Source organism: Acinetobacter sp. HA (assembly GCF_000264725.1).
Taxonomy (GTDB): domain Bacteria; phylum Pseudomonadota; class Gammaproteobacteria; order Pseudomonadales; family Moraxellaceae; genus Acinetobacter; species Acinetobacter schindleri.
Genome location: NZ_AJXD01000098.1, coordinates 110,297 through 134,832 on the forward strand (window position 1 = coordinate 110,297; position 24,536 = coordinate 134,832).

21 protein-coding genes and 1 pseudogene are annotated in these 24,536 nt (G+C 43.7%); 12 read left to right on the forward strand and 10 right to left on the reverse strand.

Translation table 11 applies throughout. The features are described from left to right. The first annotated feature begins 404 nt into the window (after nucleotides 1-404). The 3 genes from HADU_RS14660 (at nucleotide 405) to HADU_RS14670 (ending at nucleotide 2,061) form a co-directional block, all read left to right on the forward strand. The gene (locus HADU_RS14660) at nucleotides 405-896 is read left to right on the forward strand and encodes a hypothetical protein (RefSeq protein ID WP_008307557.1); all 492 of its coding nucleotides are present in this window, start codon (nucleotides 405-407) and stop codon (nucleotides 894-896) included. A 228-nt stretch (nucleotides 897-1,124) separates the two neighbouring features. Further along, nucleotides 1,125-1,397 carry a hypothetical protein gene (locus HADU_RS14665; protein WP_005222971.1) on the forward strand — a complete coding sequence of 91 codons (273 nt, stop codon included), beginning with the start codon at nucleotides 1,125-1,127 and terminating at the stop codon, nucleotides 1,395-1,397. A gap of 166 nt (nucleotides 1,398-1,563) precedes the next feature. After that, nucleotides 1,564-2,061: a DUF2505 family protein gene (locus HADU_RS14670; RefSeq protein WP_004814839.1), complete on the forward strand. Its 498-nt coding sequence runs from the start codon at nucleotides 1,564-1,566 to the stop codon at nucleotides 2,059-2,061. 63 nt (nucleotides 2,062-2,124) lie between these two features. On the opposite strand, the gene HADU_RS14675 is transcribed toward HADU_RS14670, so the two are convergent. Then, a complete protein-coding gene (locus tag HADU_RS14675) occupies nucleotides 2,125-3,405 on the reverse strand; it encodes an MFS transporter (protein ID WP_008307559.1) in 1,281 nt (426 codons plus the stop codon). A 316-nt stretch (nucleotides 3,406-3,721) separates the two neighbouring features. Here HADU_RS14675 and def point away from each other — a divergent pair, with 316 nt between their 5' ends. After that, on the forward strand, nucleotides 3,722-4,210 hold the full coding sequence (gene def / locus HADU_RS14680; protein WP_008307562.1) for a peptide deformylase: 489 nt from the start codon (nucleotides 3,722-3,724) through the stop codon (nucleotides 4,208-4,210). On the opposite strand, the gene HADU_RS14685 is transcribed toward def, so the two are convergent. From HADU_RS14685 to sdsA, 7 genes are all read right to left on the reverse strand, one after another. Then, the gene (locus HADU_RS14685; protein ID WP_004784913.1) at nucleotides 4,211-4,648 is read right to left on the reverse strand and encodes a YbjQ family protein; all 438 of its coding nucleotides are present in this window, start codon (nucleotides 4,646-4,648) and stop codon (nucleotides 4,211-4,213) included. A 3-nt stretch (nucleotides 4,649-4,651) separates the two neighbouring features. After that, on the reverse strand, nucleotides 4,652-5,008 hold the full coding sequence (locus HADU_RS14690) for a YbjQ family protein (RefSeq protein WP_008307565.1): 357 nt from the start codon (nucleotides 5,006-5,008) through the stop codon (nucleotides 4,652-4,654). A 110-nt stretch (nucleotides 5,009-5,118) separates the two neighbouring features. Beyond that, complete coding sequence (adeK, locus tag HADU_RS14695) at nucleotides 5,119-6,573, reverse strand: multidrug efflux RND transporter AdeIJK outer membrane channel subunit AdeK (RefSeq protein ID WP_008307567.1); 1,455 nt, start codon at nucleotides 6,571-6,573, stop codon at nucleotides 5,119-5,121. Beyond that, nucleotides 6,573-9,752: a multidrug efflux RND transporter permease subunit AdeJ gene (gene adeJ, locus HADU_RS14700; protein WP_008307568.1), complete on the reverse strand. Its 3,180-nt coding sequence runs from the start codon at nucleotides 9,750-9,752 to the stop codon at nucleotides 6,573-6,575. Before adeJ ends, adeK begins: the two co-directional genes overlap by 1 nt. Before the next feature lie 12 nt (nucleotides 9,753-9,764). Further along, nucleotides 9,765-11,033, reverse strand: a complete 1,269-nt coding sequence (locus HADU_RS14705) for an efflux RND transporter periplasmic adaptor subunit (protein WP_034593108.1) — start codon at nucleotides 11,031-11,033, stop codon at nucleotides 9,765-9,767. A 744-nt stretch (nucleotides 11,034-11,777) separates the two neighbouring features. Further along, the gene (locus HADU_RS14710) at nucleotides 11,778-13,820 is read right to left on the reverse strand and encodes a site-specific recombinase (protein WP_008307572.1); all 2,043 of its coding nucleotides are present in this window, start codon (nucleotides 13,818-13,820) and stop codon (nucleotides 11,778-11,780) included. Between the two features lie 15 nt (nucleotides 13,821-13,835). Further along, nucleotides 13,836-14,813: an All-trans-nonaprenyl-diphosphate synthase gene (gene sdsA / locus HADU_RS14715; protein WP_004814857.1), complete on the reverse strand. Its 978-nt coding sequence runs from the start codon at nucleotides 14,811-14,813 to the stop codon at nucleotides 13,836-13,838. Between the two features lie 456 nt (nucleotides 14,814-15,269). Here sdsA and rplU point away from each other — a divergent pair, with 456 nt between their 5' ends. The 8 genes from rplU (at nucleotide 15,270) to HADU_RS14755 (ending at nucleotide 21,611) form a co-directional block, all read left to right on the forward strand. Further along, nucleotides 15,270-15,581 (forward strand): 50S ribosomal protein L21, encoded by a 312-nt coding sequence (gene rplU, locus HADU_RS14720; protein ID WP_004814860.1) that lies wholly within the window; start codon nucleotides 15,270-15,272, stop codon nucleotides 15,579-15,581. 19 nt (nucleotides 15,582-15,600) lie between these two features. Beyond that, nucleotides 15,601-15,855, forward strand: a complete 255-nt coding sequence (gene rpmA / locus HADU_RS14725; RefSeq protein WP_004814861.1) for a 50S ribosomal protein L27 — start codon at nucleotides 15,601-15,603, stop codon at nucleotides 15,853-15,855. Between the two features lie 240 nt (nucleotides 15,856-16,095). Continuing rightward, nucleotides 16,096-16,788, forward strand: a complete 693-nt coding sequence (gene lolA / locus HADU_RS14730) for an outer membrane lipoprotein chaperone LolA (RefSeq protein WP_005222953.1) — start codon at nucleotides 16,096-16,098, stop codon at nucleotides 16,786-16,788. A 167-nt stretch (nucleotides 16,789-16,955) separates the two neighbouring features. Continuing rightward, complete coding sequence (locus HADU_RS14735; RefSeq protein ID WP_034593111.1) at nucleotides 16,956-17,717, forward strand: DUF3298 domain-containing protein; 762 nt, start codon at nucleotides 16,956-16,958, stop codon at nucleotides 17,715-17,717. Nucleotides 17,718-17,817: 100 nt separating this feature from the next. Further along, entirely contained in the window at nucleotides 17,818-19,089 is a 1,272-nt protein-coding gene (serS, locus tag HADU_RS14740; RefSeq protein WP_008307578.1) for a serine--tRNA ligase, read from the forward strand. 73 nt (nucleotides 19,090-19,162) lie between these two features. Then, a complete protein-coding gene (gene cysG, locus HADU_RS14745; protein ID WP_008307579.1) occupies nucleotides 19,163-20,536 on the forward strand; it encodes a siroheme synthase CysG in 1,374 nt (457 codons plus the stop codon). A gap of 34 nt (nucleotides 20,537-20,570) precedes the next feature. Continuing rightward, nucleotides 20,571-21,047, forward strand: coding sequence for a tRNA (cytidine(34)-2'-O)-methyltransferase (locus HADU_RS14750; protein WP_004814872.1), 477 nt, complete (start codon nucleotides 20,571-20,573; stop codon nucleotides 21,045-21,047). Between the two features lie 174 nt (nucleotides 21,048-21,221). Further along, nucleotides 21,222-21,611: a hypothetical protein gene (locus HADU_RS14755; RefSeq protein WP_008307582.1), complete on the forward strand. Its 390-nt coding sequence runs from the start codon at nucleotides 21,222-21,224 to the stop codon at nucleotides 21,609-21,611. Between the two features lie 81 nt (nucleotides 21,612-21,692). On the opposite strand, the pseudogene HADU_RS14760 reads toward HADU_RS14755, so the two are convergent. Both HADU_RS14760 and HADU_RS14765 read right to left on the reverse strand, forming a co-directional pair. Beyond that, a pseudogene (locus tag HADU_RS14760) lies at nucleotides 21,693-23,083 on the reverse strand (APC family permease). A gap of 268 nt (nucleotides 23,084-23,351) precedes the next feature. Beyond that, entirely contained in the window at nucleotides 23,352-24,536 is a 1,185-nt protein-coding gene (locus HADU_RS14765) for an iron-containing alcohol dehydrogenase (protein WP_004891916.1), read from the reverse strand.

Consider the following 24,536-nt stretch of genomic DNA (forward strand, 5'->3'; position numbering starts at 1 on the left):
CAAATTTAACTAAACTAAATAATAACGAGTGTTTCATTTAGCAGTATCTAAAGTATGAATGAAAGCCTAGGATTGTTATATTTTTAGGGAATTTTCCGGCAAAAAAACTCTTTATACAGCGTTTCTGTGGCGCATTTGTGTGGCTTGTTTAAATTGTCAGACAGTGTGTATTGATTTTTATTCGCATTTCTATTAGAGCTAAATTCTTTAGTCAGTATAAAAATATTTTAGAGGTAATTAAAGAAATCATACTGGAGTGGGAAATATAAAGTTTTTGAAATATCTTGAAATGACTAAAGTTGGGTATTTTTCAATCAATATGTTATGGTTTGTAAATGAACTGTAATTGAGTAGATCTGTGGTTACAGATTGAACATAAGAAAAATGAATAAGAGACTTAGCTTATGGTCAAAGTAATGCTTGTTATCTGTAGTGTTTTGGTGATGTATGTTGCCTGGATAATCGCCTTCAAAATCTATAAAGCCCGCTATCATGGTCAGCGCTTAAAGCCTGAAGCAGTGCCGCCATCTTCCCAAGATCAAACGTCTATTTCTACTGCACAAAAGCCACATGAACTGGCTATGACGGTAGATGCTTATGAGCTAGAACTGTTCGATGATATCGCTAAAATGTTATTCAAGCAGCCCGCGATTATTACCGAGCGTACTCAGGCTGAAGGTTTGCAGCAGAAATGGTTGAATCGAATGCCGCTGCAGACCAATAGTGTGATCCGAAAAATGGACTTGGGAGAGTGGTCTATTTACTGGAATTTTTACGGTCAATCCATCGAGTATTATGTGGGACGTTATGGAGTTTTCTATACGCATGTGGACCGGCATGGGGAAGAACATCGATATGAACATCGTTTCGAGCCAGACCATGCACATTGTGCCTAATAAAGTTTTGAATGAATACGGATAACTGTTCAGGTTGATGCGATCTGTTTGGTCTATAACCTTCTTAACCATTAATAGCCCTCATCCTTGTTTTTTATCTTTTAATGAAACCAGTGCATATATTCTATAGGATCGAGGTCCTCAGCCATATGTCACTGTGCAAATATCCCTATCTGTTATTCGCAAGCAGTCAGCATGCTAAAATCTGCTTTTGTCAGGAGCACGACAATGCTGATTGACTTCCGGCAGGCCCAACTGGGTCTTTTTATCGAATTGGCATGGAAAATTCAGGCACAGCCGCAGCAGTATCTCCAGTTTGATTCGGTATCAGATTTTTATAAGGCTACCTGGTTGAATGATTTTCCGAAAGGTACGACCTGGTATACCTCTGGGCTGGATGATGGTGCAGATGAGTTTGAAGCTGTCATTTGCTATCCTGGAGCCAAGCTGATCATCAGTAGTGGCGTGAAAACTCAAGTGTGGTTAAAGGTGGATGATTGACTTATGTGCCTTAATTTACCTAAACACTGCATAATGACTCTGGATCAGAAATTCAGTTTAATACTTTCGATATACAGCAAAGTTATCTGATTCTGAATTTGGCTTTATAATAAGCTTCCCCAATACAAGCCACATCCACAATTTAAGAAATAAAAAGGAAAACCACATGGCACATCAATTTACTGTAAAGGCAAACATCAATGGTGTTTCTATTGATGAATTTAAACGTCTGGTCAGTGATATCAGCATGCACGAAGCGGTCTGTCGTCGTATTCCGGCGCAGAACATGGAGATTCTGGTTTCTGAGAAACAGGGTGAAATCTATACCTTGAAACGTGCATATAACTTGGACGTGAATATTCCAGATATCGCAAAAAAACTGTTACGTGATGCTTTTCGTCTGCAACGTACCGACATCAGTAATCTGGAACATTTAACTTCTACAGTGGAGCTTGGTGCGAACCTGCCAATCGAAGCGACTTGCCAACGCGCAGTAAAAGGTGATGAACGTCAGATTGAGTTTCAACTGGACTGGACCGTAAAAGTAAAGGTGCCATTGGTCGGCGGCATGCTGGAAAAACATGCGGAAGGCGAAATCCGCAAATTTAGCCAGATTGAAATCAGTATCATTGAAGATGAAATCCGTAAAAGCCTGACTGCCTAAATGGCAAGAAGGTCAAAGAAAGAGCCCATATTTGGGCTCTTTTTTATCACAATATTTTATTGATCAGACTACCGATTTTTCAAATTTACTTCTGTAAATCAGGGCAGTGAACAGGGTCACCAGACATACAGTCCAGACATAGTACATTGCACCAATATTGCTATACAGGCTAAGCCATTGTACGAGTGGCAAGGTAATTCCGCCGGCAATGGCATAGGCCAGATTGTAAGAGAAAGAAATCCCGGTAAAGCGGATCTGTGCTGGAAACATTCTCACCATGCTGTAAGACACCATCCCGACTGTACCGGAGCTTAGACCGAGCAACATGTAAAGCATGAACACCGTTGACGCTTCAACATGACCCAGACTGTGATAAAAAATCCCAGCCATTGCCGCGACAAAAATAGAGCCAAGTAAAATGACCTTGCCTGCACCGAAACGGTCAGCCAGTACACCAGCAATAATGCAACCGAGCATTTGCATCAGGATTGCAGCACTTTGCATCTTGAATGCATTAGCACGTTCGAAGCCAAAACTGGCCACCAGTAAATTTGGCATCGCCAGAATCAAGACCACCACACAGCCGGTCAGGAACCAAGTAAATAACATCCCGATGCCTACAGCAGTTTTGTGGCTTAACAGCACTTGCTTGACCGGTAATTCTTTCGCCAGTTCTTTTTTCGCCTGCATGGCTTTAAAAACTGGAGTTTCTTTCAAATAACTGCGCAGGTAAAGAGCGATAAAACCGAAAATTCCACCCAGAATGAAGGGAACGCGCCAAGCCCAGTCTTTGATTTCCGCTTCAGTGAACTGTAAGGAAATAAACAGCGACATTAGGGCACCGAGTAGAATTCCGAGTGATAGGCCTGCGGTCAGCAAGCCATTGGCAATCCCAATTCGGCCTTCAGGCACATGCTCAGACACAAAGGTCCAGGCAGCCGGAATTTCACCACCAATCGCAATACCTTGAACAACACGCATCAATAGCAGCAGCAATGGTGCAGCATAACCAATACTTTCAAAGGTTGGCATGATCCCAATCATGAGGGTCGGTAGCGCCATCAGCAAGATGGATAAACTGAATAGTCTTTTACGACCGATCAGATCCCCAAAATGCGCCATCACCACACCGCCGAGTGGGCGAAAGAAATAGCCTGCGGCAAAGATGCCATAGGTATTTAGCATGGCCCAAAACGGACTCAGGGTACTTGGAAAGAACAGTTCAGAGATCAATTTGGCGTAGAACACATAAATGACAAAATCATAGAATTCCAGTGCGCCACCTAGGGACGATAGTCCGAGGGTGCGTTTATCAGCACGGCTCAGATAGGGTTGTGCATTCATGTGCTCGTTCCATCATTTAATATCCATGATTTGAGTGCTGATTTTAAAGAAGGGTTATTTTCTTGAATAATCAATCTTTCTTTGTTTAATCTAAACTAAAATTTATTAAAATTTAAATGAATAAAATTATTTGGAATGTTTTGATTAATTATTTTCTTTTCAGGTGAAGTTTTTAAGGCAACCATAAGCTGGATTTCGACATACTACTTAAAACACAGCTTATCTTTTTTAGACGTATTTATTCATTTTAGTATGATGTTCATTCTGTAATTTTCTCTCTAAGATAGAGTTGGATGAAAAATTGCAGGATAACGTGATGACAAATACCTTGGCGGTGGCGCAGCAAGGCGAGACCATTTTGACCTTAATTGCCAGTCCGGTCACACAAGCTGAATTTGACAATGACTGGTTGCGGCAATTTAATAGTGCCTTGATGGAAACCATGCAGCAACGTCAGGGTGTGGGCATTGCAGCACCGCAGGTTTATGTCTCTAAACGCATTATTATTGTCGCATCACGGCCCAATTTACGTTATCCAGACGCGCCGTATATGGAAGCTGTGACCATGATCAATCCGGAGATTATCAGTGCTTCAGCTACGCAAGTATTGGGTGAGGAAGGCTGTTTAAGTGTGCCCGAACAAAGAGGGAGAGTAGCTCGAGCAGAAGAGATTCAGGTACGTTATTTTACCTTAGAGGGAAATGAAGTGGTTCAGTCATTCAAGGACTTTCCGGCACGAATTGTACAGCACGAAATTGATCACTTGAATGGAATTCTATTTGTAGAGAAGCTTGCAGAAGCATAATTACTTGGCTTGAATTGCGGTGCCATAAGCGAAGACTTCAACCATACCGCCTTGCATGCCAAGTTCAGTCGTACTGAGGCGGATTCCCATAATCTGGTCAGCGCCCATTTTTTCTGCTTCCAGTTTTAACCGTACTATAGCTTCACGTCGTGCCCGTTCAACGACACTCTCATAACTGGTCAAACGACCACCTAACATGTTTTGCACATTAGCAATTGCATATTTAAAGTAATCATGTGAAATGACCACATTGCTGCTGATCATATGACCGGGGAATGTAGATTCGTTAAAACGGCTATTATTGACCCGGATATAAGCTAAACGCTGTTCCTGCTCATCCAGATATTGCAGATGCTTGCGCTCGTTATAGCGACCAAAACCGAAACCCACGCTGAACAGAATGGCAAAAATGACAATCTGTATAATCAATCCGTCCATGCATTAGTTCGCCTGTGGAAATGGATCAGGCAGTTTAGGCATGACTGGATCAGCGATGACTGCTGTGCCATAAACAAACAGTTCAGAAGCACCTTGGGCAATATTTGAGGTAGAAAAACGAATACCCACAATCGCATTGGCACCCATACTGCGAGCTTTTTCAATCATCCGGTTCATGGCTTCCTGACGGGATTCTTCCAGTAATTCGGTATAGGCAGTCAGCTCACCGCCAACAATATTTTTCAAACCTGCGAGCAAATCACGGCCAACGTGTTTACTACGTACCGTACTGCCATAGACCACATCGATTTGACGGCTAATAACATGTCCCGGGACGGATTCCAGATTACTGAGTAGCATAAGAGATAGAGAACCTGATTCTGTTCCTTTGAAGATAAGAAACTCCATGATAAAAAGCAATAAAAAAGCCCACCGAAGTGAGCTTTTTCAATAAGATCGAAAACCGAGACTTACTGCTGATTTGCCTGTTTACGTTCAGCTGTAGATGGCGGGTATTGAATCGTATCTGAGGTATTGGTTTTTAAACCACCACCCAGAGATTTGTACAACTCTACCTGGTTGTTCAGGTTCGCCTGTTCCAGCAATAACAAGCCTTGTTCGGCTGCATACGAAGTACGCTGTGCATCTAAGACAGTTAAATAGCTGTCAATCCCAGCACGGAAGCGGGCATTGGACAGACGATACGTCGTATTGGTCGCATCAACCAAGCGTTTTTGTGCCGCTAAACGATCACCAATATTTTGACGAACTGCCAAAGCATCATTTACTTCGCGGAACGCAGACTGAATTGATTTTTCATAATCAGCCAACGCAATTTCCTGATCCGTTTCTGAAATTTTGATGTTGGCTTGACGTGTGCCCCAGTCAAAGATTGGAATATCCAAGCTTGGGCCAAGTGACCATACAAAGGCACCTGATTTAAATAAATCGCTTAAATCTGTCGATGCATAACCTGCCGTACCCGTTAAGCTGATAGTTGGGTACAACTGTGCTTTTGCCGCACCAATGTTGGCACCCGCAGCAGACAATTGATATTCCGCAGCACGGACATCAGGACGGTTATTTAACAAGTCGCTTGGCAAGCCCGCTGTCAACGCCGTACTTTGGGTAATGCGTTTCACAGGTTGAGGAGACAATAAGTTTGCAGGAACAGGCTGACCCACCAACAGGTTGAGTAAGTTCTGTGCTTGTGCAAGTTGAGTCTTGTAGTTCGCAACGTCATTACGTGCGGTTTCAACCGAAATTTGCGCTTGACGTACAGGGACTTCGCTGTCGATGCCCACATCAAAACGTTTTTTGTTCAGATTGTATGATTCAAGCTGTGCTTTTAAGGTTTGGTCTGCCAGTTTTAAGTTAGCATTGGCAAACGAATAGCTCAGCCATGCTTGCGCAACCTGACCAATCAACGAAATTTGTGTTGCATCACGTGCACTTTGAGTCGCCAAATAGCTGTCTAAAGCATTGTCTTTTAAGCTACGAACACGACCCCAAAAGTCTAACTCATACGCAGTTACGCCAAGGCCAACATTATAGGTTGTCATAGGTTTGCTGCTGCTGAGAGTATCTTGGCGAAGCACACTACCACTTGCACCAATGGTTGGCAGTTGGTTGTTTTCGCTAATTTGATACGCTTGCTGAGCACGTTGAATATTCAAAGTCGCCGTACGGAGGTCACGGTTATTGGCTAGCGCTAACTCGATGACTTGGACTAAACGCTGATCAGCAAAAAAGTCTTTATAGCCTTGTTCTGCAACAGATGGACCTGTCGTTGAACCAATATATCCTGTTGGGATATCCGCTTGAGCGATGGGTTCTGGACCACGCATGCTTTGACATGCAGTCAAAGCAAGCGCAAGTGCAGATACCGCAATGCTACGACCTGAAATAGACCATACTTTTTGCATCACGATGTTTGCTCCTGATTATTTTGTTTCTTAGGTTTGTATTTGAAAATACTACGAATCCAAACAAAGAATACTGGAATGAAGAAAATACCCAACAGTGTAGAACTAATTACACCACCAAGGACACCAAAGCCTACCGAGTGTTGGCTACCTGCACCAGCACCTGTTGAAAGGGCAAGCGGAAGTACACCAAAACCGAATGCAAGGGTGGTCATGATAATTGGGCGTAAACGCATTTTTGCAGCATGAAGGGTTGCATCAAACAAGTCTTCGCCTTGTTCTTGCAACTCTTTTGCAAACTCTACGATCAAGATCGCATTTTTCGCAGAAAGACCAATCACGGCAACAATCGCAACTTGGAAGTAGATGTTAAACGATAAGTTTGGATCGCCCTTAATGATCATACCTAACCATGTCAATGCAAATGCACCAAGAATACCGAGTGGTACAACCAGCAAGACTGAAACAGGGATAGACCAGCTTTCATACAATGCGGCAAGACATAAGAAGACGATGAGCATCGAAAGAACAAGGAGCGGACCTGTTTGATTGCCCGAATCACGTTCTTCTAAAGATAAACCTGTCCATTCATAGTCGAAACCTTGTAAGCCCATAGACGGTAACTTGCCAATAATTTCTTCCATCGCGAGCATCGCATCACCCGAACTTACGCCTGGTGCTGGAGTACCTTGGATGTTTACAGAAGATACACCGTTATAACGCTCTAGACGTGGTGAACCATACGTCCATTCGCCTGTTGCAAACGCTGAGAAAGGAACCATCGTGCCAGCGCTATTACGCACATACCACTTGTTCAAGTCTTCAGGCATCATACGCGTATTCGCTTCACCTTGGACATATACCTTTTTCACACGACCACGGTCAACGAAGTCATTGATATAAGTACCACCCCAAGCCATGCTCATGGTTGTATTGATATCCGCAATACTCACACCCATTGCACCCGCTTGCGCTTGATCAATGTTGATTTGGTATTGAGGCGTATCTTCTTGACCATTAGGACGGACGCCTGCAAGACGTTTGTCTTGTGCTGCCATACCTAAAATCGCATTACGTGCAGCAATCAGTTTTTCATGACCTTGACCACTCGCATCTTTTAATTGGATGTCAAAACCAGCAGATACACCTAATTCAGGCATTGCAGGTAACTGTAATGGCATGATGTAAGATGCGTCTTTCACAATCATATTCAATGCCATACCACGTTGGATGATGGCACCAATTTGTGATTCTGGTGTCGTACGCTCACTCCAGTCTTTTAATTTAATAAAGGCAAGACCCGCGTTTTGACCCACCCCTGTGAATGAGAAACCAGCAACTGTAAAGATTGACTCTACATTTTCTTTTTCCTTATTCAAGAAATAGCCTGTCATGGTATCGATGACTTTGTCGGTTCGTTCCAAGCTCGCGCTCGGTGGTAACTGAACCAGTGTCATCACCACACCTTGGTCTTCTTCTGGTAAGAATGAAGATGGCAAAACTTTATAAATGCCAACCAAAGCGGCAATCACAACAATATAAAGTACCCCAGAGAATAACTTGTGGTGGGTCATACGATTGACACCGCCTTGGTATTTCTCCGAAAGTCTTTCAAAGCTACGGTTAAACCAACGGAAGAAACGCGCGAAAATATTGTTGCTTTCCTGCTTGTTTGGATCGTGCTGTTTTAACAAGGTTGCACATAGGGCAGGGGTAAAGGTAAGTGCTACGATCAATGACAAGATCATTGCGGTAACAAGCGTAATCGAGAACTGACGGTAAATAACACCTGTTGTCCCCGCAAAGAATGCCATCGGTACGAATACTGCGGTTAACACGCTCGTAATACCGACCAAGGCACCAGAAATCTGTTTCATGGACTTTTCAGTTGCCGCTACAGGGTCAAGATGTTCTTCGACCATGACACGTTCTACGTTTTCCACCACGACAATTGCGTCATCGACCAATAAACCAATCGCTAAGACCATCGCAAACATGGTGAGCGTGTTGATTGAGAAACCGAAGATGTTAATGACAGCAAATGTGCCCAATACAACCACTGGAACAGCCAATGTTGGAATAATTGTGGCACGCCAATTCTGTAAGAACAGGAACATCACAATAAAGACCAAAATGATCGCTTCAATTAAGGTTTTAACAACACTCTTAATCGAAAGTTCAATAAACGGTGTGGTGTCATAAGCCAGTTGATCTTTTAAACCATTTGGGTAGTTTTTACGAAGTTCACTGAGGCGCTTTTCTACAGCCGCTGCTGTATCTAGTGCATTTGCACCAGTTGCCAGTTTAATCGCAACACCGCCAGCAGCCTTACCATTAAATTTAGAGTCGAACTGATAGTTATCTGACCCGAGTTCAACACGCGCAACATCACTCAAACGGACTTGAGCACCAGAAGATGTATTTTTTAGAAATATATTCTTAAATTGTTCAGGTGTTTGCAACATACTTTGCGCATTGACAGTCGCATTCAGCACTTGACCTTGTACAGAAGGTGCACCGCCTAACTGACCTACAGCCACTTGAGCGTTTTGAGCACGAATTGCAGCAGCAATGTCACTTGGTGTCACTTGCAAACTGTTCATTTTCGCTGGATCTAGCCAAATACGCATCGCATATTGACCACCAAAGACTTGAAGTTCACCAACACCTGCAACACGGCTAAGTGGTTCAGAGATGTTTGAGTTTACATAGTCATTAATGTCTGACGCCGATAGGCTTCCATCTGGAGAGTAAAATGCAAGAACCTGCATAAAGCTCGCACCAGACTTGGTGACTTTTACACCTTGACGTTGTACATCTTCAGGTAAAAGCGCCGTTGCCGATTGCAGTTTGTTCTGTACTTGAACTTGAGCAATATCAGGATCGATGCCTTGTTCAAAGTTCAAGTTAATAGACGCTTGACCATTACCCGCACTGTTTGAAGAGATATAACGTAGACCATCCAGACCATTCATTTGTTGTTCAATGATTTGTGTTACCGTGTTTTCCACAGTTTCAGCAGATGCACCCGGATAGGTTGCAGCAATGGTGACCGTTGGCGGTGCAATGGTCGGATATTGGGCAATTGGCATGTTGGTGAGGGTAATAACCCCCGCCAGCATGATCACCAATGAAATCACCCACGCAAAGATAGGACGATGAATAAAAAATTGAGCCATAAACCTTACTCCTTATGCTTTGGCAGCAGGTTTTTGTTCAGATTGTTCTTTTGCATCATCCGCTTTTTGCGCTGCACCAGGTTGTTGGGCAGCAGGTTGTGCAGCACCCTGTGGTGTAGCAGCTTGAGGCTGGTAAGGTTTAGCCACGACCTGTTGTTCCGGTTTTACTTTCGCAATACCATCTACAATCACTTTATCACCCGGCTTCAAACCTTCAGTCACGATCCAGTTGCTGCCTTGAGTACCGACTGTCGTTACTGGACGTGGAGTCACTTTATTATCAGCACCCACCAGCATCGCCATAGCTTGACCGGTAGGCGTACGTGTTAATGCTGCCTGAGGAATCAGGTAAGCATTTGGTACTTCACCCTGAACGATTTGCGCAGTAGCAAACATACCTGGTAGCAACAGGTGATTCTTGTTCGGGAATACTGCACGCAGTGTCACTGTACCAGTTTCTGGATTCACGCTGGCATCAGAGAATGCTAAACGGCCTTCAACCGGATAGATGCTGCCATCTTCCAGTTTTAACTTCACACGTGTGTTATTAGAGCTGTTCAGGTCACCTTTACTCAACTGCTGACGCAGACGCAGCAATTCCGCGCTTGACTGATTAATATCTACATAGATTGGATCCAGACGCTGAATGGTTACCAGCGGCTCTGGCTGGTTTGCAGTTACCAGCGCACCTGCAGTGATTGAAGAACGGTTAGTCTGACCAGAAATTGGCGCACGTACAGTTGAATAGCCTAAGTTAATTTGAGCATTACGCAATGTTGCACGGTTCGCATTCAAATCAGCTTCAGCCAGTTTAACCTGCGCTACAATGTCATCATATTCCTGCTTGGAAATCGCGTTAGTACCAACCAGTTGACGGTAACGACCTTCTTTAACACGTAACACGCCCAGATTTGCCTCAGCACGTGCAATTGCTGCACGAGCATTGTCCACTGTGGCACGGTTAGTACTAGAGTCGATTTCATACAGCGCCTGACCTTCACGGACATAGCTGCCTTCGCTGAATAAGCGTTTTAGCACGACACCAGTCGCCTGTGGACGTACTTCTGAAATCTCAAATGCTGTTGTGCGACCTGAGAGTTCAACAGACTGCTCAACGCTTTGTGGCTGTGCAACCAGCACACCAACTTCAGTCGGTGGCATTTGCTGTTGAGCACCAGCTTGCTGGCCCTCTTTAGGATCTTTGCTACAGCCAACAAGCGCGATACTTGTTGCTAATGCGCAAGCAGTCAGGGCAGGTGCCCAAAGCTTTGCAGACATCATTGTTCCACCTCGATTAGATTTTTATCTAAATTTTTTATTTGTAACTTATTGTATTTAAAAAATTAAATACAATGACAAGATCCAAATAAAACTTATACTCCGGTCGGCGATTACTTCTGGAGGAAACTATATTCACCAAAGGTTTTTTAAAATTCTTATGCCCATCACACCATCAGTTTATGAGGAAGATATTGCTGGCTGATGTAAATCACCAAGCGACATAACTGGAATGGGCAATCTGTATTGTTCAATTTATGAAATATCCAGAAGGCCATACTGAGGCAATGAGAATTTTAAGTCGCCATTTGAGAATAAATCCTCCAAGAATTCCGATACATATAAAATTAAGTTTGCATACTTTTTATACCAAACTGGGGCAATACACCAGCAGATGGTTAAAAGTAATACAAATGGCATGCCATACAGACACCTTATGGCTGCGGTTATTTAATACAGACAGATCTCTGTGTAGTACTTTATTTATTCAGCAATCAGCAAATCAAACTTGCTATAAACTGAATCAAGAAGAACGAACACACTGAAAATTAAATAAAAAAACCGACAAAAAGCAACAAGTAGGGCATGCCAGATATCCTTGTTCTTTCTAACCGACATGATAGCGGTTAACCGTCTGTCCTGAAGTGTACTTGTCAGTACACTTTTTTTCAAGTGTGCGTAATTTATACAAAATCCATATTTTTATTAGGTAATTCTGTTGATAAATCAACAAGAATTGTCTCAGTTTCAACCTTTGCTGATTGTATGATTTTCGTCAATATCAACATCTTGCTTTGGTGGCCAGAAGAAATCGCTCGGTCGAGTCAGGAAGTGGGTCATGACCAGTTTCGCCAGTGGTTTCCATTGTTCGAAACGCACCCGACGTGCACGTAATGCCACAATAATGGTCAGACTAAAACTGACAAACAGGTTAGTCAGACCAATCAGTAGAACACCTAGAAACGACACCACCACCAGGCCAATATCAGGCCCATTAATATTTATCAGTCCTTGAATAAAGTTGGCCGAAGCAAAGGCAATATGACGAATATCCAGCGGCATACCGAGAATAAAACCAATAGTGCCCATACTGCCGAGCATGATCCCGAAAATAAAGTTACCCCCCAAGGCTCCCAAATTACGTTCCATATATTCGGAAAATTTGTTTAAACGCTCTTGTCCCATCAGGTTAGCCAGACGGGCATGGGCTTTCAGACGTGGTCCGACCTTACGATATACCGCCATATTGTCAAAATAACCTGCGAGCAGGCCAGACAGGAAAAGACAAACCCCGGCAATCGCAGCATGTGGAATCGCAAGTGAAGTAAACGGGTTCAGGTCATGTAAGGTCTTGGCCGCTTTGGCATGATTCATTAAAGGTTCATGAAGGGCTGCATCCCACATAAAGGTCAGCAAGGCAGCAACGGGTATGGCAATCGAAATATTCCCGAGGATTGCTACAAACTGGGTCCGGATAATATTTACGATCAACGCGGCCAGTTCAGCAATTTGCGCGGTTTTAGAGCCTTTACGCTGTTGTACGGTAGAAGCCAGTGCAGCTGCGGTCATCGCGGGCTGTTTGGTTGCTACAGTAAAATGCAGCACATGGATGAGCATAAAGCCCAGTGAGTAATTCATGCTGTAGCTAAAAGCTTGCATGAGCGGTGCCATGGTGACACGTGCCATAAGTATCTTCAGGGTAGCCATAGTGGCAATAATGACCCCGGCACCCGCTGCGGCCTTATACATGGCCAGGAAGCCCTGCTTGTCGGTACTTACATAATGTTCACCGGTTTTACTGGCATTTTCAGTCACCTGTAAAGCCAGGAGTTCACTATTGGTAGTCAGTAAGGCACGCACACTGCGTTCACTATAAATTGCTTCGGTAATATCGGCGATAAACAGGCCAATGGATTGATAACGCAGGTTATCATCATCCAGCACCATATTCAGCAGGATTTCAATCCGTTCCAGACACTGTTCCAGTAAGGCCAGCATGTAGGTCAGGCTGACACTGACCCCAATCCGTTTGGTAGAGCGGCGAATTTTGGCGACAACATCGTGACACTGCTCCAGCATGACCAGAGCTTGGGAAGCATCTGGCGGCGTAATCGCATCCACCAGTTCTACCGTGTTATAGCGTTTTTTATATTCCTGGATAAATTCAATGATCTCACGGTTTTGCACCAGAAAAGGTGATTCATATTCCATGAGCTCAGGCTGAGCATTAATAAATTCAGGATGCAGGGCAATACCACTGACGCGATATGACAGGATAGTCAGTGCCTTGATCAGTTCATCTTTAATCCGGGTTTTTTCAGGCTGATTAGAATGACCCTGATTCATCACACTAAACAGTCGCAGCCAGTCTTCATCGGCCAGATAGTCGAGCCAGTAGCGGTCACTGCGCTCATGAAATACCCGACGCATCAGTTCCTGCAGGCTTTTATCATCCGGAATCATGGGCAGAATATGTGCACCAATACGCTGATTGAGCTGATTCCAGAAACCGTCCAGGGATAAGATACCTGTATCAGAAAACAGGCTGGTCTGTTTGTAGCGGTTAATCACGCGCAGCACAAAGGTCTGCAGGGTAGAAACCGCATTAGGAGTGATCAGTAAGGACTGTAAAAATGCCTGAAATTTTTCTTCGATTTCTTCGGTATTCTTGCTGTCTATTGGTCGTATACGATTCACGAGTTCAATTAACAGGTTTTCATCCAGCTTTGCCTGAGGCTGCTCAAGCTGTTGCTGCATGCCGTGGAAAATATCGAGAAACTTAATATGCATAGGCGAGGTGGGTATCTATTGGATGCGATGAAGCGCAAGTTTAGCCAGGTTAATCAGCGCCTGACGGTATTCAGAATCCGGCAATAGATCCAGTGCAGCGATCGCAGCTTCGGTTTCTTCAGTCGCACGCTGACGGCAGTAATCCAGAGCACCGGATGCATTGACAATATGAATCACCTGTTCAAGGTGGTCAGTACCGCCCGTTGCAATGCTCTTACGCACAATCTCGAAGTCATCCCCAGAGGTATTCTTCAGTGCCGCAATCAATGGCAAGGTCGGTTTACCTTCCATCAGGTCATCCCCGATATTCTTGCCCAGTGTTTCTGCATCTGAAGTGTAATCCAGAATATCGTCAATGATCTGAAATGCATTTCCAAAGTGACCGGCAAAAGTTCGTAGCGGTGCTCGGAACTCTTCTTTACCAGTCAGGATGGCAGCACCTTCAGTGGCCAGTTCAAACAGGCGAGAAGTTTTACCATGAATAATATTTAAATACGTTTCTTCAGTTGTTTCAGGCTGATGTTGCGATTGCAACTGCAATACTTCACCCTCGGCAATTTCACAGGTACCAGTTGAGAAGTCCTTGAGTAAGACCATATTGTTCAGATCAACCAGCAGGTCAAAGGCACGTGAGATCAGGAAGTCACCGACCAATACGGCAGTCTGGTTATTCCAGGTCGCATTCGCAGTTGGACGGCCACGGCGCAGGCCAGACTCATCTACGACGTCATCATGTACCAGTGTTGCAGTATGTAGCATTTCAATGATCGCCGCGAGTTTACGATGCTGATCCAGATCATCTGCGCCACAGGCTTTGGCTGCCAGTAAACACATAATCGGGCGCATACGCTTGCCACCTGCTTCAACCACATGTTTGCTCACTGCCATGACTAAGGCAACTTTTGAAGTAATCCCCTCATTAATAAATGTGTCCATCGCAGCAAAGTCATGTGCCACAGGAGCGAGAATATCTTGCTTAAAGTCGATGGTCATGTGAAAGGAAACCTCTAGTTTGGTAAATCTCAAGTCGGTAGTTTAACAATTTATAACATCCATGAAACATAAGAAACGTACAAACTCCACTAAAAATCAGTTTTTTATGATGAATATAATCCATCTAGCCTGATTCTGGTGGCTGACTGTACTCTATCGATTTACCTTTACGGATCATGTACTCTGAAATTTGTGGCTCAGTATACTACTCAAAAATAACCGTCCGGCTCTGTTGATTTTTGTAGCAAAAAATTGCATGAGTGTCTGATTTTACTAAAATTAGTATAATCTCAAAGAGATGGATAAATGCGTTCATCAATATTTCTATAAAATGGCTTGTTGTTTATACGAATATCCCTTAAAATCTTTGCCCTTGTATAACCCCCAGTGGCGTACGTTTTAAGACCGGTATATCCCTTTATCGGCACGACGACACGGGCATATTTGGAGTACATTATGTACGCAGTAATCCAAAGCGGTGGTAAACAGCACCGTGTAGTTGAGGGCGAAACCCTTAAAGTTGAATTATTGAAAGCTGAAACTGGCGCAACTGTTACTTTTGATGACGTGTTGATGCTTGTAAACGGTGAAAGCATTCAAATCGGTGCTCCAGTGGTAGCTGGCGCTAAAGTAACTGCAGAAGTAGTTAGCCATGGTCGTCACGACAAAATCCGCATCATCAAAATGCGTCGTCGTAAGCACTACCGTAAACAACAAGGTCACCGTCAATGGTTTACCGAGTTGAAAATTACTAGCATTTCAGGCTAATTACTAGGAGTAATGAGACATGGCAACTAAAAAAGCCGGTGGTTCGACTAAGAACGGTCGTGATTCGAATCCTAAGATGTTAGGTGTTAAAGTTTACGGTGGTCAAACTGTAACTGCAGGTAACATCATCGTTCGTCAACGTGGTACTGAATTCCACGCTGGTGTTAACGTAGGTATGGGCCGTGACCATACTTTATTTGCTACTGCTGATGGCGTAGTAAAATTCGAAGTGAAAGGCCAGTTCGGTCGTCGCTACGTATCTGTTGAAGCATAATCTGCGACAATAGAAAAAACCCACAGATTCTGTGGGTTTTTTTATGCTTGAAGATTGACGAGTCAGTCTGAAACATATGGCTGAAGAATAAACGGTGATCTTCATCATGATGAACAAAAGCAGGGATTTTGCATTAATAACAATACAAAACTTCTTATTTTCTATCATCTTAGTTTTTGAAATTCGTTTAAGATGAGCCATTAGATAAATAGCGATATGCAAATACAAAAAGGTGAGATTATGAATATGCTTCGTAAAACTGTATGTGCCATAACAATCGGTGCGGCAACACTGGCTCCTGTCATGAGCACGACTGTATTTGCCGCAACTGCAGCGACGGAGCAGCAAGCCACTGCCAATCTGGTGAAGCAGCTCAGTAATATACGTAGCTTAACGGCAAACTTTGAGCAAACCACCAAGATTACCAATCCGAAAGCAACTCAGAAAAAAGGTTTGAGCGCCCAGCACATGAACCAGACCTTTCGTGGTGTAATGAAAGTGCAGCGTCCGGGTAAATTCTATTGGGAAACCACGGCACCTTCGAAACAGACAATTGCTACCACAGGAAAAACTGTCTGGATCTATGACCCAGACTTGCAGCAAGCCGTTCGTCAGAGCCTGGATGAACAAGTCTCCAATACACCAGCATTATTGCTCTCTGGAAATACCAACCAGATCATGCAGTCTTATCGTGTGACGCAGCCAAATAAAGGCAAGACCTATTACAAGCTATATCCAAAGGCAAGTGATGGTGTGTTTGAAAGCCTGACGATTAGCTTTGGCGCTAACAAGGCACCGAGTCTGATGATTCTGGAAGATTCATTGGGTCAAACTACCTATATCAACTTTAGCAATGTGAAAGTGAATGCCAGCATTCCGGCATCTACCTTTAATTTCACACCGCCTAAAGGAACGGACATTATTGATCAATAAGCATCAATATCAGCAAAATAAAAAAGCAACCTTCGGGTTGCTTTTTATTTGCCAATAATAGAAATGGATTTGGAGACATTACAAGGTTTGCCTATATCTGGAGATTCAGGCGTTTTAGAATAAACAAAATTCAAGTCAATTAAATTATTAAATTTCAGGTGCTTAGGATGAAAATGACTTCATTTAAAACCGGCTGGATCAGCTGTATTTTATGTTTAAATGTGGGGTTGTTTGCCTGTCAGCCTCAAACGTCTTCAGTCAATGCATCTGCGCAAACAGAAGAAGCAGGGCAAATACAATCCAAAACCATTCCAGTGAAAGGTGTTAATCAGGTCGTGTGCGAAGTAGAGAGTTGTGTGCGCTTTGATCTGCAAACTGTAGATACCAATATAGCTTGGATTGACCAGTATTTTATAGAGCGTATCCAGCGTACCGAGCCAGTTGCCTTTAACAAAGTAAGCAGTGATAAAATCAAAGCAAAGGATCAGTCAAAATCTTTTGAGCAGCGTTCCATTCAGATCAGTTACCTGAATCAGCATGGTCATCTGGTGACTTTTATATTCAAAACTGCTCATCAGCCTAGACGTGCAGCACAGCCACAATCTCATACTGAATACGTCAATCTGGACCTTAAGCAAAAGAAACGTCTGGCTCTTTATCAAATTATGCTGGGCAATACTGAAGAAAAGTTAAAACAAAGCTTGTATCAAGAAAACAAAGACTGGTTGGATCGTGCCCAAGTAACATCAAAGCAATTGGAATTAAGTGATAATTATTATTTTGACAGTCAAGGCTTGGTACTGATTTATCCAGCAGGTGAGTTGAGCAAGTCCACAAGTGTGATGGTAGAATTAAAAGTACCTTATACGGCATTAAACGGGATCATCCGACCTGAATATTTATCCATTTTGCCAAAAACAACCCCTTAAATATTGTGCTAATAAGGCGCAGCCATTCACCAGGTCACTGTATTTTTTGCCGTTAAGAGCTTACACTATAGCCAGTTTTTTTCTTATCTAAAGATTGGCTATGATCGACCCGAAATTACTCAGAAATAATATTGAGGCTGTAAATTTAGCCTTGGCAAAACGTGGTGTTCAACTGAATGTCGAGGAGTGGGCATCACTTGAAGCTCGCCGTAAAGAAATTCAGTCCAAAACTGAATCGCTACAAGCTGAGCGTAATGCGGGTGCGAAACAAGTTGGCCAAATCAAAAAAGCCGGTGGCGATGCGTCTGAAATCATGGCACGCATGTCTGCAATTGGCGATGAAATTAAAGCAGCAGAAGCAGCACTGGCTGAATTGCAAGCTGAACTGGAAGAAAAATCCCTGTCTATTCCAAACTTGCCAGATGAATCTGTTCCTGAAGGTAAAGATGAAAATGACAATGTGGAAGTCCTGAAATGGGGTACACCACGCGAATTTGATTTTGAAATCAAAGACCATACTGACCTGGGCGAAATGATGGGCGGTCTGGAATTTGAAACTGCGACCAAACTGACTGGTTCACGGTTTAGCGTTCTGAAAGGTCCTTTAGCGCGTCTGCAACGTGCGATTACCCAGTTCATGCTGGATACCCATACTCTGAAAAATGGCTATACCGAAGCCTATGTTCCTTATTTGGTGAATGCAGACTCTTTACGTGGGACTGGTCAATTACCAAAATTTGAAGAAGATCTGTTTAAGCTGCAAGGCGAGAAAGAATTCTACTTGATTCCAACAGCTGAAGTACCTGTAACCAACTTCGTGCGTGATGAAATCATCGATGCTGACCGTCTACCACTGAAATATGCAGCACATACCCCATGTTTTCGTAGTGAAGCTGGCTCTTATGGCCGTGATACCCGTGGTTTGATCCGTCAGCACCAGTTCGATAAAGTTGAGATGGTTCAGATTGTAAAACCTGAAGACTCTATGCAGGCACTGGAAGAGTTAACTGGTCATGCAGAAGGTATTTTGCAGGCATTAGGTCTGCCATACCGTAAAATCATTCTGTGTGGCGGTGATATGGGCTTTGGTGCATGCAAAACTTATGACCTTGAAGTCTGGGTGCCAAGTCAAAATACGTATCGTGAGATTTCATCTTGCTCAAATATGTGGGATTTCCAGGCACGCCGTATGAAAGCGCGTTACCGTGCTGACCAGAAAAAAACTGAATTCGTACATACGCTGAATGGTTCAGGTCTGGCTGTAGGTCGTACTTTACTGGCAGTCATGGAAAACTATCAACGTGCTGATGGTTCAATTGAGATCCCTGAAGTACTGCGTCCGTATATGGGTGGTACAACTTACATCGACTAAATGTCGGTGTATGCACCAAAATGTGCATGAAAATTGCTTAGACAGTCAGATTTAAAACTTTTTGAGGCATTTTGTGGATATCTTTCCAATCTCGTTAAAGTTGCAACAGCAACCTTGTCTGATTGTCGGTGGTGGACATATTGCATACCGTAAAGCGGTATTGCTACAGAAAGCAGGGGCAGTCATTTCGGTGATTGCACCTGAGATCGAAGCGAGTCTGCTTGAGATTGTTCAAGCGACCGCCGGTCAATATGTTCAGGCACCTTTCAATTCTGAAATTCCTCTACGTTCCTACCGTCTGGTGATTGCAGCGACCAATGATGCTGGAGTCAACCGTCAGGTGTTTGAAGACTGTGAAGCTGAAAATGTGCTGGTCAACAGTGTTGATGATCCGCCGCATTGCCGTTTTATGGTACCGGCGATTATCGACCGCTCACCACTGATTATTTCAGTAGCCAGCAACGGTACTTCACCAGTATTGTCTCGTCAGATCCGCACCCAGCTTGAAGCTACCATTCCGCATGGTATGGGTAAACTGGCTGAGTTCTCTGGTAAGTGGCGTAGTGCAGTTAAAGCCAAGATCACTAATCCCGATGAACGCCGTATCTTCTGGGAAGACTTGTACGCTAGTCCTTTGAAAGAACAGGTGTTTAATGACAATCTGGCTGAAGCTGACCGTCTGATTGAACAAGCCTTGAATGAATGGCAAAAGCCAAAAGGTGAAGTTTATCTGGTCGGTGCCGGACCGGGTGATCCAGAGTTATTGACGCTAAAAGCCTTACGCTTGATGCAACAAGCCGATGTGGTGATCTATGACCGTCTGGTTTCTGCACCGATTATGGATCTCTGTCGCCGTGATGCAGAGAAGATCTATGTCGGTAAGGCGAGGTCTAATCATGCGGTGCCACAAGAAGGAATTAATGCCTTACTGGTAAAATATGCCAGTGAAGGTAAGCGTGTCTGTCGTCTGAAAGGCGGTGATCCGTTTATCTTTGGTCGTGGCGGTGAAGAGATTGAAGAGCTGTTTGCTGCGGGCGTAGCTTTCCAGGTTGTTCCAGGTATTACTGCTGCGTCTGGCTGCTCAGCCTATGCTGGTATTCCATTAACTCACCGTGATTATGCGCAAAGCGTGCGTTTCCTGACAGGCCATTTAAAAGAGGGTTCACCAGAGCTGCCTTGGAATGAACTGGTCTATGAAAACCAGACACTGGTACTGTATATGGGACTGGTTGGACTGGAAAAAATCTGTGCACAATTGATTGAGCATGGTCAGCGTCCAGATATGCCAGTAGCCCTAGTCTCAAAAGGCACCACACCAGAGCAAAAAGTCGTGGTGGGAACGCTCCAAGATATTGCATCGAAAGTGAATGAGCACCATATTCAGGCACCAACTTTGACTATTATTGGTGAAGTGGTGCGTTTACGTGAAAAATTGAAGTGGTCCTAAATGGCCACTGAACTCCCAAAAGTAGAGAAAAGCTGTGATCCATGTTGTTTTATATGAACCTGAAATTCCTGCCAATACAGGTAATATTATTCGCCTATGCGCAAATACGGGAGCACAGTTGCATTTAGTCAAGCCGCTGGGCTTTGAACTGGATGACAAAAAGCTAAAACGTGCTGGTCTGGATTATCACGAATATGCCAATATGCAAATCTGGGAAAATATTGAAGAATGTTTGGCAGACTTAGCTTCTCAAGGCATTGGTGCAGATGCGGTCTATCCATTGACGACTAAAGGTTCTGAAACCCCACATACTTCAGACTTAAATCGTCCTGTGGCTTTGTTGATGGGGCCGGAAACACGTGGTCTGCCAGAAAATGTGCGTATGATGTTCCCGAAAGAACACTGGATCCGTCTGCCAATGGCTGAAAATTCGCGTAGTCTGAACCTGTCTAATGCGACAGCAGTGATTGTGTACGAAGCCTGGCGTCAGCAGGGGTTTAAAACGCTTTAATTAGTATTCTTTCTTTTAAGAAGCTGCCAATTGGCGGCTTTTTTTGATTTGTGTAACAAGGCTTGTGCAGTGGTTGGTCATTGGGCTTATCTTCGGTATAAATAATTTGAGAACACAAAAAAGGAAAAAAACTTGAATAAGGGGTGGATCACAGCGAGTTGTGCGGTTTTATTAATGTTTAGTGGAGCAAGCCAGGCACAGCCAGAACCACAACAGCCAGTAGAAGAGGTAAAACCGCTTACTCAGGAGGAAATCAGGCAGGGTATGGCAGAGATGCAGCAGCAACTGAATGAGCGTATTGAAGCTTGGGGTAAAACCCTTAGCAAAGATGATTTTGAATGGAGTTGGCGCGGACGGATTCTGAATCAACTAAAACGTCAGGAAGTGTGTAATATCTTCCAGGGTGTGGTGAATGAAACCTATCATCTGGCTGTACAGAACAAGGCGCGTTTGAGTCCTGAAAGTCAGGAGGTTTTAAAAAATCGTAATCTATTTATCGAACGGCTTGGTTATAAAGACAATATTGTTGATACCCGCATGGGCTTTAACTGTCGTCTAAAATGATTTTGAACTGAACTAAAAAATAAACACGTCAGAACTAAAAAAGGCGCATCAAGCGCCTTTTTTATTTGAATAAGAAGGATATTATTTATCATCAAATTCATTGTGCTGAGGAGCAGGGTGCTTGAAGCCTTTGGTCTTATAACCCAGGTACAAGATACCGCCAAATGCCCAGATCAGACCGTATTTAAGCGAAGCTTCGTCGACTTCTAGCCATAATGCAAACACTGAAATGAAGCCAAGTAAGGGAACGACGACAAAATTCATGATCTCTTTGGCACTCTTCGTGCGGCCATCACGCAGTGCATAACGTGAAATCACCGACAAGTTGACGAAACTGAATGCAGTTAACGCACCAAAGCTGATCAGTGACACGACAAAGTCAAGATCCATGAAACCAGCAGTTAAAGCAACTGCACCAGCGATCAGGATATTGTATGACGGTGTGTAGTTTTTCGGACTAATGTGACCAAAGATTTTTTTGTTAATTACGCCATCACGACCCATTACGTACATCAGACGAGACACACCCGCATGCGCTGAAATACCGGAAGCCATAACTGTCACAATCGCAAAGTAAAGTACCACTGTCTTAAATGCCACACCACCTACTGCTTGTAAAATATCAGGCTGTGTTGCAGCGATATCTTCAAAGTAGGTTTTTGGATCATTCGGGAAGAAGATCTGCATGAAGTAAGTACTGATGATGAAAATGATACCCGCTATTAATGCAGTCAAGAAAATCGCTTTAGGCAAAGTTTTTCAGTATCTTTGGTTTCTTCAGCCAGTGAACTTAAAGAGTCAAAACCTGTAAAAGAAAAGCACAGTAAGGTTGCACCGGTAATCAAGGCAGCAACAGAGGTAAACTCATTCCAGAATGGCTCTAAACTCCACAGTTGATACTTTGCATCGACTAATGTGCCGTCTGCATTTACGCCACCTTCCAGAAGTTGGTAAACCATCCAGGTGAAGTATGCAATGACGCCCAATTGTACGAATACAATCATACTGTTGAAGTTGGCAACAAATCTCGCACCGCGAAGGTTAATCGCAGTCATAAACGCGGTTAAACCAATGACCCAAACCCAATGGTTCATGTCTGGAAAAAGTGCTTCCAGATAAATCACCGCCAGAATGATATTGACCATTGGCGATAACAGGTAATCCAGCAAGGATGACCAACCCACCATGAAACCTACGTTCGGGTGGATGGATTTTTGCGCATAGGTATAGGCCGAACCCGAAGAAGGGTAGCGACGAATCATATGACCATAGCTCAAGGAGGTTAACAAAATTGCAATCAGTGCAAAAATGTAAGAGGTAGGAACGTGGAAGTTACTTTCTTCAGATACCAGACCAAATGTATCAAACAAGGTCATGGGTTGAATATAAGCTAAACCAATAATAATGATGTGCCAGAGTCCTAGCGTTTTTTGCAGTTTAGCTGCCGATTGAGTCCCAGAGATATTAGTCAACGGCGTTATCCTCTTAATCGTTGATCAAGGATCAGTCATATTGAATAAGGATCGTTTGAGACGAACGATCCCCCCTACAGTTTTCTATAAAAGTCCGCCAATCTACTTGAAAAGAACGGCTTTTGCTAGCTATTTTTTTGACTTTTGTCCTGCATAAAATGTGCCATTCAAAAAAAGAAATCGAATTTTTTCTTATGCAAGATAAAAGCCTGATGCTTAAAAAAACATCAGGCTAGAATTTCGGCTATATTGGCTTATTTTTCAGTAATTACCAAGCCTTTTTTAAGATGGTTTTCAAATCTTCCAGGGTGGCTTCTTTCGGGTTATAAATGATGGAACCATCATTCAGGGCTTTCTCTGCCACTTCATCGAGCTGGGCTTCAGAAACCTTACCTGTTTCACTTAATGTACGTGGTAATTTAGTCAGAGCATAAATACGGTCACGCATCGCTAGAATGGTTGCAATCGCTTTATCGGCACGCAGATGCCCCGGGGTCTGTGCATAAATATCAGGGCCAGCCAGTGGCAGAAGCAGCTCTGCAATCTTGCCACCACTCACTTCCTTGTTGTATTCCAGTACATAAGGCAGGAACAGATTCATACATAGTCCATGCGGCAAGTGAGCTACCGCACCGAGCGCATGACCGAGTGAGTGCACCAGACCAACCATTGAGTTCGAAAAAGCGATCCCAGCCATGGTAGAAGCTTGTGCCAATTCCAGACGACCTTGAGCATCAGACGGATTATCCAGCACCTTAAACAGATTCTCACTGACTTTCTTCACTGCTGCTGTAGCATAAGCATCTGAAATCGGATTGGATGCCATACAGGTATAGGCTTCAACCGCATGTGTCATCGCGTCCATTGCAGTCATTGCGGTTAAATGTGGTGGCAAAGTCTGGGTCATACGTGGATCAAGAATCGCAGCATGCGGCATCAGATAATAAGATGCGAACGGCATTTTCAGGTTCTTTTCAGTATCCGATACCACTGCAACCATGGTTACTTCAGAACCTGTTCCAGACGTGGTTGGAATTACGAAAAATGGTTTTAAGGGCTTTGGCAGGTTATGTGCGCCAGAATATTTAAGCAAGTCATCACCACCTTCAGAGACCAGAATGTTGGTCGCTTTTGAGGTATCGATAACTGAACCGCCCCCAATGGCAATAATCGCATCACAGTTATTGTCACGATATAGCTGTGCAGCACGACGTACTGTACCTAAGCTCGAATCGGGTGGGACATCATCAAAAATTGCTGCAATCTCTGCATCCGTCGATTCAAAAGCAGCTTCAATCGGTGCAAGCAGATTATTGGCACGTACGCCTTTATCGGTAATGATGAGTGGACGTTTGGCACCTAAAGTCGAGAGTTCAAACGGAATATGTTCGAGCGCAGCATGACCGGCAATCACCTTGACTGGACAGAAAAATTCATAATAAGGCTTGGTCAT

What these genes read in the sequence shown, in the direction of transcription:
- HADU_RS14735 (WP_034593111.1), top strand. Translation starts at nt 16,956, where the DNA reads ATGAAAATGACTTCATTTAAAACCGGCTGGATCAGCTGTATTTTATGT.
- HADU_RS14690 (WP_008307565.1), bottom strand. Translation starts at nt 5,008, where the DNA reads ATGCTACTCAGTAATCTGGAATCCGTCCCGGGACATGTTATTAGCCGT.
- serS (WP_008307578.1), top strand. Translation starts at nt 17,818, where the DNA reads ATGATCGACCCGAAATTACTCAGAAATAATATTGAGGCTGTAAATTTA.
- HADU_RS14675 (WP_008307559.1), bottom strand. Translation starts at nt 3,405, where the DNA reads ATGAATGCACAACCCTATCTGAGCCGTGCTGATAAACGCACCCTCGGA.
- sdsA (WP_004814857.1), bottom strand. Translation starts at nt 14,813, where the DNA reads ATGACCATCGACTTTAAGCAAGATATTCTCGCTCCTGTGGCACATGAC.
- def (WP_008307562.1), top strand. Translation starts at nt 3,722, where the DNA reads ATGACAAATACCTTGGCGGTGGCGCAGCAAGGCGAGACCATTTTGACC.
- lolA (WP_005222953.1), top strand. Translation starts at nt 16,096, where the DNA reads ATGAATATGCTTCGTAAAACTGTATGTGCCATAACAATCGGTGCGGCA.
- HADU_RS14670 (WP_004814839.1), top strand. Translation starts at nt 1,564, where the DNA reads ATGGCACATCAATTTACTGTAAAGGCAAACATCAATGGTGTTTCTATT.
- HADU_RS14665 (WP_005222971.1), top strand. Translation starts at nt 1,125, where the DNA reads ATGCTGATTGACTTCCGGCAGGCCCAACTGGGTCTTTTTATCGAATTG.
- rpmA (WP_004814861.1), top strand. Translation starts at nt 15,601, where the DNA reads ATGGCAACTAAAAAAGCCGGTGGTTCGACTAAGAACGGTCGTGATTCG.
- HADU_RS14755 (WP_008307582.1), top strand. Translation starts at nt 21,222, where the DNA reads ATGTTTAGTGGAGCAAGCCAGGCACAGCCAGAACCACAACAGCCAGTA.
- HADU_RS14685 (WP_004784913.1), bottom strand. Translation starts at nt 4,648, where the DNA reads ATGGACGGATTGATTATACAGATTGTCATTTTTGCCATTCTGTTCAGC.
- rplU (WP_004814860.1), top strand. Translation starts at nt 15,270, where the DNA reads ATGTACGCAGTAATCCAAAGCGGTGGTAAACAGCACCGTGTAGTTGAG.
- HADU_RS14660 (WP_008307557.1), top strand. Translation starts at nt 405, where the DNA reads ATGGTCAAAGTAATGCTTGTTATCTGTAGTGTTTTGGTGATGTATGTT.
- HADU_RS14765 (WP_004891916.1), bottom strand. Translation starts at nt 24,536, where the DNA reads ATGACCAAGCCTTATTATGAATTTTTCTGTCCAGTCAAGGTGATTGCC.
- HADU_RS14705 (WP_034593108.1), bottom strand. Translation starts at nt 11,033, where the DNA reads ATGATGTCTGCAAAGCTTTGGGCACCTGCCCTGACTGCTTGCGCATTA.
- HADU_RS14710 (WP_008307572.1), bottom strand. Translation starts at nt 13,820, where the DNA reads ATGCATATTAAGTTTCTCGATATTTTCCACGGCATGCAGCAACAGCTT.
- adeJ (WP_008307568.1), bottom strand. Translation starts at nt 9,752, where the DNA reads ATGGCTCAATTTTTTATTCATCGTCCTATCTTTGCGTGGGTGATTTCA.
- adeK (WP_008307567.1), bottom strand. Translation starts at nt 6,573, where the DNA reads ATGCAAAAAGTATGGTCTATTTCAGGTCGTAGCATTGCGGTATCTGCA.